Source organism: Amycolatopsis sp. w19 (assembly GCF_051373225.1).
GTDB lineage: Bacteria > Actinomycetota > Actinomycetes > Mycobacteriales > Pseudonocardiaceae > Amycolatopsis > Amycolatopsis japonica.
Window position 1 is genome coordinate 227,522 of record NZ_JBPQFM010000010.1, and the last position, 12,657, is coordinate 240,178.

The window sequence follows — 12,657 nt, forward strand, 5'->3', positions numbered from 1 at the left end:
CCTTGCAAAATTCGCAAGGAAAGGACCTTTCCTCGCATCGGTCAGAGGACGCTCGTGTACCCGTTGAGGGCGGGCTGCCCGCCCAGGTGCGCGAAGAGCACGTTCGAATCCCGCGAGATCTCGCCGCGGGAAACGAGGTCGATCAGCCCCGCCATGGACTTGCCCTCGTACACCGGATCGGTGAGCACTCCCTCCAGCCGCGCCAGCGTCCGGATCGCGTCCAAAGTGGACTCGTCCGGGATGCCGTAGATCCCGGCGTGATAGCGCTCGTCCAGTTCGACTTCGCGGATCTCGCCCGCGCCGATCAGCTCCGCGGTCGCCCGGGCGATACGGGTGATCTGGTCGCGCGTCTCCGCCGGTTTCGCCGAGCCGTCGATGCCGAGGATCCGCCGCGGCTTCCCGGAAAGCGCGGCCCCGGCGACCATCCCCGCCTGCGTGCTGCCGGTGACCGAGCAGACGACCACCGTGTCGAAGAAGACGCCGAGTTCGGCCTCCTGCGCTTCGAGCTCGACGATCCAGTTCGCGAAGCCGAGCCCGCCGAGGCGGTGGTCCGAACCGCCGGCCGGGATCGCGTACGGCTTCCCGCCGTCGGCTTCGATCTCCTTGACCGCGTTCTCCCAGCTTTCCTTGAACCCGACGCCGAACCCGGCCTCGACCATCCGGATGTCCGCCCCGAGGATGCGCGAGAGCTGGATGTTGCCGACCTTGTCGTACATCGGATCGGTCCAGTCGACCCAGCTCTCCTGCACCAGCACGGCTTCGAGCCCGGCGCGCGCGGCGGCCGCGGCGACCTGGCGGGTGTGGTTCGACTGCACGCCGCCGATCGAGATCAGCGTGTCCGCGCCCTGGGCCAGCGCGTCGGCGACCAGGTATTCGAGCTTCCGCGTCTTGTTGCCGCCGAATGCGATCCCGGAGTTGACGTCCTCGCGTTTCGCCCAGACCTGCGCGCCGCCGAGATGAGCGGTGAGCCGTTCGAGCGGGTGAACGGGGGAGGGGCCGAACAGCAGCGGATAGCGGGGGAAGTCGGCGAGGGTCATGGCGTCTCCAGGAGGTCTTCGAGCTCGGTCCAGATGGTGGCGGTGATCGCGCAGGCCGCGTCGACGTCGCCTGCTTCGATGGCGTCGGCCAGCTCCGCGTGGCGCTGGACCGACCGGTGGGCGGGCAGGGAGCCGAAGCGCGCGTATTCGAGACGTCGCAACAGCGGGGTGTAGCGGGCCAGCGTCGCGGCGATCGCCCGGTTGCGGGCGGCGGCGACGGGGACGTCGTGGAGTTCGTCGTCGGCGGCGATCGCGGCCGCGATGTCCCCGGTGGCGATCGCGTCGGCGAACCGGGTGTTGGCCGCCCGCATCGCGGCGACCTCCGCCGGTCCCATCCGCGGCGCGCCCGCCCGGACGGCGAACTCGTGCAGCGCGCGCACGAGCTGCAGAGCGTCACGGACGTCGTCGGGGACGAACCCCGCCACCCGTGTGTAGCTCTGGGGCTTCGACTCGACGAGACCGTCCTCGATCAGCCGCAGCAGGGCCTGGCGCACCGGCGCCCGGGAAAGCCCCAGCTGCTCGGCGAGGTCGCCGTCGCGCAGGTTCGTGCCCGGTGGCAGCGTCCCGTCGATGATCGCCCGCCGGATGCTCTCGTAAGCCTCGTCCCTGAGGAGGGACCTCGGTACCTTCGCTAACCCACTCACATCTGAAATGTTAGTCGACGGCGAAGGGGAAGTACATGAAGGCCCCCTTCCTGTACCCAGGCGCAAGGAAGGGGGCCTTCATGTACTTCGGAGGACTAGTAGACCGGTCCCGTGTACTTCTCGCCCGGGCCCTGCCCGGGCGCGTCCGGTACGGCCGAAGCCTCGCGGAACGCCTTCTGCAGCGACTGCAGGCCGTCGCGCAACGGGCCGGCGTGCAGGCCGAGGTACTCTGCCGAAGCGGTGACCAGCCCGGCGAGGGCGGTGATCAGGCGACGGGCTTCGTCGAGGTCGCGGTGCGGTGAGCTGGCCGGATCCTCGTCCGCGAGGCCGAGACGCTCGGCGCCGGCGGAGAGCAGCATGACGGCCGCCCTGCTGATCACCTCGACGCTCGGGATGTCCTCCAGGTCGCGGACGTCCGGGGAATACGGGGGTTGCTGAACGGGTTCATCTGACACGTCTGGTACCCTTCCACGAGCGACCAGCCCCCGAGCGATCGGGGGCGGCAAGTGGAGCCCCGCTCCCACCCGTGTCACCGCCGCAACATCAGGTGTCCGGGTCCGGTCTCGCCAAGACGATTTCGGGCGTCGAGGCGGTGTGTTCGGTTCTGGAGATCGAACACGATCGGAAAGAGTGGGCCCCGCGTACCGCACGGTACCGGGGCCTTAGGTATGTGGGCACCAGGTCGAAACGGTAGAAGAATTTACCTCGAACCAGGGAGGCCCCATCAGCTCCGAGACACGCATCAACGACCGAATCCGGGTTCCGGAGGTCCGCCTCGTCGGGCCGGCCGGTGAACAGGTCGGCATCGTCCGGATCGAAGATGCGCTGCGGCTGGCACAGGAGAACGATCTCGATCTCGTCGAGGTCGCCCCGCAGGCACGCCCGCCCGTATGCAAGCTCATGGACTTCGGCAAGTTCAAGTACGAGAGCGCGCAGAAGGCCCGCGAGTCCCGCCGCAACCAGCAGCTCACCGTCATCAAAGAGCAGAAGCTGCGGCCGAAGATCGACCAGCACGACTACGAGACCAAGAAGGGTCACGTGTCGCGCTTCCTTGCGGCAGGCAACAAGGTCAAGGTCACGATCATGTTCCGCGGTCGCGAGCAGTCCCGGCCGGAACTCGGGTTCCGTCTGCTGCAGAAGCTCGCCGACGAGGTGACCGAGCTCGGCTTCGTCGAGTCGTCGCCGAAGCAGGACGGTCGCAACATGATCATGGTGTTGGCCCCGCACAAGAACGTGAAGCCGCAGAAGGCCGCGAAGGCAGCCAAGGACGAGACGTCCGAGCCGCCCGCCGACGCGTAGCGCCGACCAGCACATGTCAGCGGCACACCGGGCAACACCGGTGTGCCGCCGCACGGAAGAGGACAACGTAATGCCGAAGATGAAGACGCACAGCGGGACGTCCAAGCGTGTCCGCGTCACGGGTTCGGGCAAGCTGCGCCGCCAGAAGGCCGGCCGCCGCCACCTGATGGAGAAGAAGTCCAACAGGCTCACCCGTCGCCTCGAAGGCACGACCGAGATCGCCAAGAACGACGTCGGCCGCGTCAAGCGCCTTCTCGGCCGCTGACACCCCGCACTTTGTAAACGCCGGGCGCGCCAGCGCGCCCCCAGATCGACAGGATGGACCCCAGTGGCACGCGTCAAGAGGGCTGTCAACGCCCAGAAGAAGCGTCGCGCGACTCTCGAGCTCGCCAGCGGCTACCGCGGCCAGCGTTCGCGGCTGTACCGCAAGGCGAAGGAGCAGACGCTTCACTCGCTGAACTACGCCTACCGGGACCGTCGCGCCCGCAAGGGTGACTTCCGCCAGCTGTGGATCACCCGTATCAACGCGGCGGCCCGCGCCAACGGCGTGACCTACAACCGCTTCATCCAGGGCCTCAAGGCCGCGGGTGTCGAGGTCGACCGCAAGATCCTCGCGGACCTCGCCGTCAACGACGCCGCGGCGTTCACCGCGCTGGCCGAGCTGGCCAAGGCGAACGTGAACACCGAAGAGAAGAAGTCGGCCTGACCGGCTACAGCGCTCTTCCGCAACCCGGGGCGGCTCCGTTCACCGAACGGACGCCCCGGGTTGTTGCTGCGCGCAAGCTCACCCGCCGGGCCGAGCGCGAGAAGACCGGCCGGTTCCTCGCCGAGGGCGCGAACGCCGTCGAGGCCGCGCTCGAAGACGGCGGCACGGTGTACGAGCTGTTCGTGACCGAACGCGCCGCCGCGCAGCACGAGCGGCTGCTCACCGTCGCGCGCGAGGCGGGCGTCCCCGTCTCGCCGATCACCGATCGTGCCGCCGACGGGCTGTCCGAGACCGTGACACCGCAAGGCATCGTCGCGGTCTGCGCGCTCGTCGACCGTCCACAGGAAACCGTCCTGAAGCCGGGCGCGAAGCTCGTCGTCGTCCTCGTCGACGTCGCCGACCCCGGCAACGCGGGCACCGTGATCCGGGTCGCGGACGCGGCCGGCGCCGACGCGGTCGTCCTCGCCGGGGACAGCGTCGACCCGCACAACGGCAAATGCGTGCGTGCGGCCGCCGGCAGCCTGTTCCACCCCGCCATCACCCGGATCCGGGACGTCGACGCGGCCTTGAAGGCCTGCTCCGCCGCCGGACTCCGCACCCTCGGCGCACACGGTTACGCCGACACCGAACTCGATCAGGTGACCTTCGACGAGCCCACGGCGTGGGTGTTCGGCAACGAGGCACACGGCTTGCCGCGCGAGGTCCTGGAGACGGTCGACCTCGCGGTGAAGATCCCGATGTACGGCAAGGCGGAGAGCCTGAACCTCGCGACGGCCGCCGCCATCTGCGTGTACACAAATGCGATGGCTTCGCGGGCCGCGGCCACGTAGAGTCGCGGGCATCACGCCGTCGCACCACGACACCAAGGGAGCTCTCATGGAACGCAGTGTTCGTTCCAGCACCTTGTTTACGGCGTAGAGCGCGTTTTTCGCACTCCCGAGTGACGGTGTGCCCAGCCCGAGGGTGATCGGGGGCCGCCGTTCGCTGTCCCATAGAATTCAGCAGCTGCTAAACCCATGTGTGCGCTCGCGTGCACCGGACCAGTCCCAGCGGACGCCGAGGAGTTATGTCCGAAGCCAACGACAAGCAGGACCCCCAGGCGGGGGCGCTCGCGCCGGAAACGTTGACGGCCGCCGTCAAACAGGCCGAGACGGATTTCGCGGCCGCGGCGGATCTCGACGCGCTGGCCGCGGTCAAACCCGCCCACCTCGGGGACCAGTCTCCGCTGCTGCTCGCCCGCCGCGAGATCGGCGCCCTGCCGAAGCAGGAGAAGGCCGAGGCAGGCAAGCGGGTCAACGAAGCGCGCCAGGGCATCCAGTCCGCGTTCGACGCCCGTCGCGCGGTGCTGCAGGCGGAACGTGACGAGAGGGTGCTCCGCGAGGAGGCCGTCGACGTCACGCTGCCGTGGGATCGCGTGCCCCGCGGCGCCCGGCACCCGATCGCGACCCTCTCGGAGCGGATCGCCGACGCGTTCGTCGCGATGGGCTACGAGGTCGCCGACGGCCCGGAGCTCGAAGCCGAATGGTTCAACTTCGACGCGCTGAACTTCGGCAAGGACCACCCCGCGCGCCAGCTGCAGGACACGTTCTACCTCGGCGAGGAGGACTCCGGCCTGGTGCTGCGGACGCACACCTCGCCGGTGCAGGCCCGCACGCTGCTGCACCGCGACCTGCCCGTGTACGTCGTCTGCCCCGGCCGCACCTACCGGACCGACGAGCTCGACGCCACGCACACGCCGGTGTTCTCGCAGGTCGAAGGGCTCGCGGTGGACAAGGGCCTGACGATGGCGCACCTCAAGGGCACCCTCGACGCCTTCGCCCGCGCGATGTTCGGCGGGACCTCGAAGACGCGCCTGCGTCCGCACTTCTTCCCGTTCACCGAGCCATCGGCCGAGGTCGACGTCTGGTTCGAGGAGAAGAAGGGCGGCCCCGGCTGGGTCGAATGGGGCGGCTGCGGAATGGTCAACCCCAACGTCTTGCGCGCCTGCGGCGTCGATCCCGAGGTCTACTCGGGCTTCGCCTTCGGCATGGGTATCGAGCGCACCCTGCAGTTCCGCAACGGAATTCCGGACATGCGCGACATGGTGGAGGGCGACATCAGGTTCACCCTGCCCTTCGGAACGGAGGCCTGAGTGAAGGTTCCAGCCAGCTGGCTGATCGAACACCTCGACGTCGACGAGGAGGTCACGGCCCAGGATCTGGCCGACGCCTTCGTGCGGATCGGCATCGAGGTCGACGACGTCCGGAAGCTCGAACCGGTCACCGGCCCGCTCGTGGTCGGCCGCGTCGCCGAGATCGAGGAGCTCACCGAGTTCAAGAAGCCGGTCCGGTTCTGCCGGGTCGATGTCGGCGAGTCGGAGGACGAGGACGCCGACAAGCCGGATGAGAACCTCGACGACGATGAGGACGACGACGAAGGTCCCTTCGAGGACGAAGGCCCCACGGGGATCAAGACCCGCGGGATCATCTGCGGTGCCACGAACTTCGCCGAGGGCGACCTGGTCGTCGTCGCGCTGCCCGGCACCGTGCTGCCCGGCGGTTTCGAGATCGGTTCGCGCAAGACCTACGGCCGCCTCAGCGACGGCATGATCTGCTCCGCGAGCGAACTCGGCATCGGCGACGACCACTCCGGCATCCTGGTGCTGCCGCCGAGCACGGCCAGCCCCGGCGAAGACGCGAGCAAGCTGCTCGGCCTCGACGACACCGTCCTCGAGGTCACGCCGACCCCGGACCGCGGGTACACGCTGTCGGTCCGCGGCCTGGCCCGCGAGCTGTCCAACGCGCTCGACGTCCCGTTCGGCGACCCGGCGTCCATCGAGGTCCCCGAGGCCGAGAGCGACGTCTGGCCGGTGCACCTCGAAGACACCGAGGGCTGCAAGCGGTTCGTCCTGCGCCGGGTCAAGAACCTCGACGCGACCGCGCCGACGCCGTGGTGGATGCGCCGTCGCCTGATGCTGGCCGGCATCCGGTCGATCTCCCTCGCGGTCGACGTGACCAACTACGTCATGCTCGAACTCGGGCACCCGCTGCACGCGTTCGCGACCGGTTCGGTCAAGGGCGATCTGGTGGTGCGCAAGGCGAAGCCGGGCGAGAAACTGACCACTTTGGACGATGTCGAGCGCACGCTCGACGCGGACGACGTGGTGATCGCCGACGACAGCGGGGTCATCTCGCTGGCGGGCACGATGGGCGGCGCGTCGACCGAGATCACGCCGGAGAGCACCGACGTGCTGCTCGAAGCGGCGCACTGGGATCCGTCGTCGATCAGCCGGACGGCCCGCCGTCACAAGCTGTTTTCCGAGGCGGCCAAGCGGTTCGAGCGCTACACCGACCCGCAGCTGTGCGCGGTGGCCGTCGAGTTCGCGGCGCGGCTGCTGCGTCAGTACGGCGAGGGCTCGATCCTGCCCGGCCGCACCGACGAGGGCGGCGTCGAGCCGAACCCGCCGGTGACCATGCCGATCAGCCTGCCCGACCAGGTGGCCGGGGTGCGCTACGAGCGCGGTGTCACGGTCAAACGGCTTTCGCAGATCGGGTGCAAGGTCAACGTGGGCACGTCGGAGGACGGCACCGCACTGGTGACCGCGGTCCCGCCGAGCTGGCGTGGCGACCTCGTGCAGCCGGCCGACCTGGTCGAGGAGGTGCTCCGGCTGGAGGGCTACGACAGCATCCCGTCGGTGCTGCCCGACGCCCCGGCCGGCCGTGGGCTCACCGACACGCAGCGTCGCCGCCGCTCGGTCGCTCGCGCGCTGGCGGAGAACGGCTACGTCGAGGTGCTGCCCTTCCCGTTCATCTCGGACTCGGTCTGGGATTCGTTCGGGCTGCCCGAGGACGACGTCCGTCGCAGCACCGTCAAGGTGCGCAACCCGCTGGAGGCGGACAAGGACCGGATGGCGAGCACCTTGCTGCCGGGGCTGCTGGAAACCTTGCAGCGCAACATTTCCCGCGGTTTCAAGGACGTCTCGCTGTTCCACATCGGGCAGGTCGTGCTGCCCGGGCCGAACCCGATCCCGATGCCTTCGCTCGGGGTCGACCGGCGGCCGACCGACGAGGAGCTCGCGGTACTGGAGGCGGCCGTGCCGCCGCAGCCGCTGCACGTCGCCGTCGTGCTCGCCGGTCAGCGCGCTCGCGCCGGTTGGTGGGGCGAGGGTGAGCAGGCGAACTGGGCCGACGCGGTCCAGGCCGCCCGGCTGGTGGCGCAGGCCGCCGGTGTCGAGCTGACCACGGCCGCGGCGGATCAGCCGCCGTGGCACCCCGGCCGCTGCGCGCAGCTGCGGGTGGGGCAGTGGCCCGTCGGTTACGCCGGTGAGCTGCACCCGAAGGTCGTCGAGGCGCTCGGGCTGCCTCCGCGCACCGTCGCGATGGAACTCGACCTGGACGCGATCCCGATCCCGGACGACCGTCCGGCGCCGCGGATCTCGGCGTACCCGCCGGTGCTGCTCGACGTCGCCCTCGTCGCCGAGGCGGAGGTGCCGTCGGCGGATCTGGCCGAGGCGCTGCGTGAAGGCGCGGGCGAACTGCTCGAGGACATCACGCTGTTCGACTCCTACCAGGGCGAGCAGGTGGGCGAGGGCAAGCGTTCGGTGGCGTACAAGCTGCGGTTCCGTGCCGCGGACCGCACGCTGACCGTCGACGAGGCCACCAAGGCCCGCGACGCCGCCGTCGCGGTCGCCGGTGAACGCTTCGGTGCGAGCCTGCGGGCCTGACCCGGTAGTCCCGTGAAGGCCCCCTTCCCTCGGCTCAGCCGAGGGAAGGGGGCCTTCACGCGCTTCAGGTGTGGCAAAGTGAGGACTTGTGTCACGTCCAGACGGCCGGTCCAGCATCCAAGACATCGCCCGCGCCAGGCTGAGCGACGGTTTCGTCGGCAGGGTCGGGGAACGTGAAGACTTCCGGGACAATCTGGGGTTGTCCGGAGACGACCGGCGCCGCCGGTACCTGTACTCGGTGCACGGCCTCGCGGGGGTCGGCAAGTCGTTCCTCCTCGACCAGCTTCGCGGTATCGCCGAGGAAGCCCGCGCCGCCGTCGGGTTCGCCGACGACCGGCAGCAGGATTTGCCCGCGACGTTGGTCAAACTGGCGAAGGACCTCGCTCGCGGCGGGTACGAGATGCGCCGTTTCGAGAAGCGCTACGAGTCCTATCTCAAGGCGAGGGAACGGCTTCACAGCGATCCGCAGGCTCCCGCTGCAGGCCGCGCCCTCGTCACGAAGACCGTGGTCAAGGCGGGTCTCGGCGTCGCGAAGACGCTTCCCGGCGGAAGCATCGCCGCCGACGCGATCGACGCGGACGCGACGGCGAAACAGCTGGAGCAGCTCCAGGTCTACCTCGCGGCGAAGTTCAAGCGGAAGGCCGATGTCCAGCTGCTCCTCGAACCGGCTGAGGAGCTCACCAAACCGTTCGTCGAAGATCTGTGGCGCATCCCGGAGACGCGGCAGATCGCGCTGTTCTTCGACACCTTCGAGCGGACCGCGCCGGTCCTGGAGACCTGGCTGCTCGACCTGCTCGCCGGACTGTACGGCGATCTGCCGCAGAACCTGGTGCTCACCGTCGCGGGCCAGTTCCCGCTGGACGAGGCGAACTGGAACCGGCACGCGCCGCTGGTGCGCGAGATCGAACTCCGGCCGTTCACCGAGCCGGAGGCACGGCGCCTGCTCGCCGAACACGGGATCACCGACGAACAGGTCATCGAGATCGTGCTGCGGCTGACCGACGGCCTGCCCGTCCTGGTCGCCATGCTGGCCAGCAGGAATCCCGTCGGAGCGGACGCCGTCGGCGATCCCAGCGATGACGCGGTCAAGCGATTCCTCCACTGGGTCCCGGAAAAGGCCAGGAAGGACATCGCCGCCACCGCGTCGCTGCCCCGCTTCCTCGACGAGGACGTCATCGGCGTGCTGACCGGGAAGGAGACCGCGGGGGAGACCTTCCGCTGGCTGCGGGAACTGCCGTTCGTCGGGCGCCGCGAGCTTCCAGTGCGCTACCACCCGGTGGTCCGCGGCCCGATGGTGCGGCTGGAACGCGGGCGTTCTCCCGCCGAGTTCGCCGAACGCCACCTTCGGCTCGGCGAGTACTACGAAGGACGCTGTGCCGAACTCGGCCTGAGCAGCCATCGCGACGCCTGGAGCGACGAACGCTGGCAGAAGAGGAAGCTCGAACAGACCTATCACCGGCTCTGCGGCGCCCCGGCCGACGCGCTGCCGGACGCGCTGCTCGGCGCGGCGGAGATGATCACCACCGGCATCGCTCCCGCACGGGCCTGGGCGCGCATGATGGAGCAGGCGGGTGTCGACGCGGACGCGCCTTCGGTACTGGGCTGGGGACAACGGCTGACCGCCGCGATCGGCGACGGCGACGGCCCGCGGGAGATCCCGGTGCTCGACCTGCTCGCCGGCGCGGGTGAACTCGACACCGCCCGGCTCTCGACGGTGATCCGGCGGCGCGCGTGGGCCTACGAAGGGCAGGACGACATCGCCGCGGCGACACGGGACTTCGATCGGGCTCTCGATCTGAACCCCGCCGATCCCTACCCGTGGAGCGATCGAGGCAACCTGTTCCGCAACGAGGGTGACTGGGAACGGGCGTTGTCGGATCTGAACCGGGCGATCGAACTCGACCCCGGTTACGCCTATTCGTGGCGTGGACGCGGTTCCGCCCGTGCCGAGCTCGGCGATCTCGACGGCGCGATGGCGGACCTCGACGAGGCCGTCCGTCTGCAGCCCGACCACACGTGGGCGTACTCCATCCGGAGCGAGGTGCACTTCAAACGCGGCGACGTCCGGAAGGCGATCGACGAGATCGACATCGCGATCCGGCTCGATCCCGACTATGCCTGGGCCGTCCACTACCGGGCCACGCTGTTCGCCGAGCTGGGAGACGACGACGAAGCACTCGCCGGTCACCGCGCGGCCGCCGCCCTCCGCCCCAAAGACGTCTTCTACCTGACGGAGCTGGCGGTGTTCCTGGAGCGGACTGAAGGCGGGGACGCCGCGTCGGCGGCCTTCGACGCGATCGTCGCGGCGGATCCCGGCAGCGCCAGGGCCCACGCGATCCGGGCCGCTTTCCACCACCGCGGCGAACGGTACCGGCTCGCCGTCGACGGTTTCACCGCCGCGCTGCGCATCGACCCGGACTACGAATGGGCGTACTACATGCGCGGCCAGACGCAGGACGAGCTGGATGATCGTGAGGCGGCGCTCGCCGATTACGAGCGTGCGATCGAACTCGCTCCCGACGACGCCGAGAACCATCTGCAGCGAGGGATGATGCTCAGCCGGCTGAGGAGGAATCAAGAAGCGATCGAGTCCCTGAGCCGCGCGATCGAACTCGAACCCGGCAACGAATGGGCGCACACCTGGCGCGCGATGACCCATCAGCGCGCCCGCGACTTCGCTGAGGCTCTCGCCGACATAGACGTCGCTGTGGCGGCGAACCCGGAGATGGCCTTCTTCCACACCACCCGGGGCGACATCCTCAGAGGTCTCGACCGCCACGACGAAGCCCGGGCCGCCCTGGACGAAGGGGTGCGTCTGGGGCAGGACAGCGGATACGCCGCCTACCGGCGCGCTCGTCATCGCTTCCTCTTCGATGACCTGGCAGGCGCGATGTCCGACACGGAAAGCGCGCTGGAAGCAGGGCACGGCGAGAGCGCCCAAGCCTTGCGCGCGGACATCCGCTGCCGCGCCGGCGAGTACCAGGAGGCCATCCGGGAGCTGCGCGAACTGGTCGCCTCGGATCCGGAGGACACCGACTACCGCGAGAGCCTCGGGGAAGCCCTGCTGTTCGCGGGGGAGACCGACGAGGCGGAGACGCTCCTGGCCCCGCTCGCCCCGGAATTCGGCTGGGCGCACAACCTCCTCACCCTCGTCCGGCTGAAGACAGGGAAAACCGAAGAAGCCCACCAGGCGCTGAACGAAGGCCTCGACAGGGCCACCGCCCGGATCTCGACCGGCGCCTTCGACTGGGACGTCCAGCTCCAGCCGCTCTTCTACCTCCTCGTCCTCGGCCGTGAGGAAGAAATGACCCGTGACCTCAAGGCCCTGCTCGAAAAGGGCGCGCCGCAGGAGACGCGCCTGGAGTTGCTGCGCGATCTCAAAGAGCTACGAGTGCTGGTACCCGAACTCGGCGGAGTGATCGAGGATCTCATCGCCCTCATCCCCAGGCCGGTGCTCACTCTCCCAGGTGCTTGAGCGCCTCCTTCCTGGACAGAGTGGACAGTGCCGGATGCGCGGTGACGAACGCGCGCACCCAGCCCGGCTCGGTCTTCGCGTACTCGCGCAGGGCCCAGCCGATTCCCTTGCGCAGGAAGAAGTCCTTGTCGTCGATGTTCGCCTCGACGGCACGGGTGAGCAGATCGGTGTCCGTTCCGCCCTTGGCGCCGATCTGGCAGATGACCGCGGTGCGGCGGCGCCACCTGTCCTCGTCGTAGGCCCAGGTCAGCATCAGCGTGGTCACCGTCTCGGGTTCCGCGCGGAGGATCGGCCCGATCCGGCGGATGGCGACTTCGTCCACATAGTCCCACCACGCGCCCGTCACGATCATCTCCTCGTACAGGCCGAGCAGATCGACGTCCTGCCAACGGGTGTACGCGCGATGCCCGGAAAGGGCGATCGCCGCATAGCGCTCTTCGCGGAACTCGGCCTCCCGCCACAACGTGAGAATTGCCGTCGAAAAGCTCACACGATCGGGTAGCCGATTCTCGGCGTAGACCCGCTTCAGCAGGGCCGTCCGAGGCGGCGACGCCACACCGAGGAACGGCATTTCCGACTTCATGTACGCCCGCATCGACGGCGCTTTCCCCGGATCGGCCAGCGCGGCCAAACCGTTGCGAACCGCCGAAACCAGGCTTTTCACCTCGTCCATGCGCTCTCCTTTCCCCAGTGGGCGCCGCGAGCGTACGACAGGGGACCGACAAGACTGATATGCCCGGATCGGGGATCGGATACCGACTAAAGAGGGATGGCGGTCAACGTGTCGGTCAGCG

Annotated in this window: 11 protein-coding genes; 7 read left to right on the forward strand and 4 right to left on the reverse strand. The window is 69.1% G+C overall.

Annotated elements, in window-relative coordinates:
* Positions 1-41 precede the first annotated feature (41 nt).
* The 3 genes from ACSMFO_RS21585 to ACSMFO_RS21595 all read right to left on the reverse strand — a co-directional run bounded on the left by ACSMFO_RS21585 (position 42) and on the right by ACSMFO_RS21595 (position 2,136).
* A complete protein-coding gene (locus tag ACSMFO_RS21585) occupies positions 42-1,037 on the reverse strand; it encodes a 1-aminocyclopropane-1-carboxylate deaminase (protein ID WP_436460254.1) in 996 nt (331 codons plus the stop codon).
* Complete coding sequence (locus ACSMFO_RS21590; protein WP_360123622.1) at positions 1,034-1,681, reverse strand: GntR family transcriptional regulator; 648 nt, start codon at positions 1,679-1,681, stop codon at positions 1,034-1,036. Before ACSMFO_RS21590 ends, ACSMFO_RS21585 begins: the two co-directional genes overlap by 4 nt.
* Positions 1,682-1,776: 95 nt before the next feature.
* On the reverse strand, positions 1,777-2,136 hold the full coding sequence (locus ACSMFO_RS21595; protein WP_005163289.1) for a DUF1844 domain-containing protein: 360 nt from the start codon (positions 2,134-2,136) through the stop codon (positions 1,777-1,779).
* A gap of 268 nt (positions 2,137-2,404) precedes the next feature.
* Here ACSMFO_RS21595 and infC point away from each other — a divergent pair, with 268 nt between their 5' ends.
* The 7 genes from infC to ACSMFO_RS21630 all read left to right on the forward strand — a co-directional run bounded on the left by infC (position 2,405) and on the right by ACSMFO_RS21630 (position 11,863).
* Positions 2,405-2,980 (forward strand): translation initiation factor IF-3, encoded by a 576-nt coding sequence (gene infC, locus ACSMFO_RS21600; protein ID WP_063273553.1) that lies wholly within the window; start codon positions 2,405-2,407, stop codon positions 2,978-2,980.
* A gap of 70 nt (positions 2,981-3,050) precedes the next feature.
* Positions 3,051-3,245 carry a 50S ribosomal protein L35 gene (gene rpmI, locus ACSMFO_RS21605; protein WP_007028043.1) on the forward strand — a complete coding sequence of 65 codons (195 nt, stop codon included), beginning with the start codon at positions 3,051-3,053 and terminating at the stop codon, positions 3,243-3,245.
* Positions 3,246-3,308: 63 nt separating this feature from the next.
* Positions 3,309-3,686 carry a 50S ribosomal protein L20 gene (gene rplT / locus ACSMFO_RS21610; RefSeq protein WP_005163284.1) on the forward strand — a complete coding sequence of 126 codons (378 nt, stop codon included), beginning with the start codon at positions 3,309-3,311 and terminating at the stop codon, positions 3,684-3,686.
* Positions 3,683-4,516, forward strand: a complete 834-nt coding sequence (locus tag ACSMFO_RS21615) for a TrmH family RNA methyltransferase (protein WP_436460274.1) — start codon at positions 3,683-3,685, stop codon at positions 4,514-4,516. Before rplT ends, ACSMFO_RS21615 begins: the two co-directional genes overlap by 4 nt.
* A gap of 236 nt (positions 4,517-4,752) precedes the next feature.
* Positions 4,753-5,817 carry a phenylalanine--tRNA ligase subunit alpha gene (gene pheS / locus ACSMFO_RS21620; protein WP_037345633.1) on the forward strand — a complete coding sequence of 355 codons (1,065 nt, stop codon included), beginning with the start codon at positions 4,753-4,755 and terminating at the stop codon, positions 5,815-5,817.
* Entirely contained in the window at positions 5,818-8,388 is a 2,571-nt protein-coding gene (gene pheT / locus ACSMFO_RS21625) for a phenylalanine--tRNA ligase subunit beta (protein WP_038511483.1), read from the forward strand.
* A gap of 88 nt (positions 8,389-8,476) precedes the next feature.
* Positions 8,477-11,863, forward strand: coding sequence for a tetratricopeptide repeat protein (locus ACSMFO_RS21630; RefSeq protein WP_436460255.1), 3,387 nt, complete (start codon positions 8,477-8,479; stop codon positions 11,861-11,863).
* On the opposite strand, the gene ACSMFO_RS21635 is transcribed toward ACSMFO_RS21630, so the two are convergent.
* Positions 11,844-12,536 carry a DNA alkylation repair protein gene (locus ACSMFO_RS21635; RefSeq protein ID WP_436460256.1) on the reverse strand — a complete coding sequence of 231 codons (693 nt, stop codon included), beginning with the start codon at positions 12,534-12,536 and terminating at the stop codon, positions 11,844-11,846. The two genes, ACSMFO_RS21630 and ACSMFO_RS21635, sit on opposite strands and share 20 nt — an antisense overlap.
* Positions 12,537-12,657 lie beyond the last annotated feature (121 nt).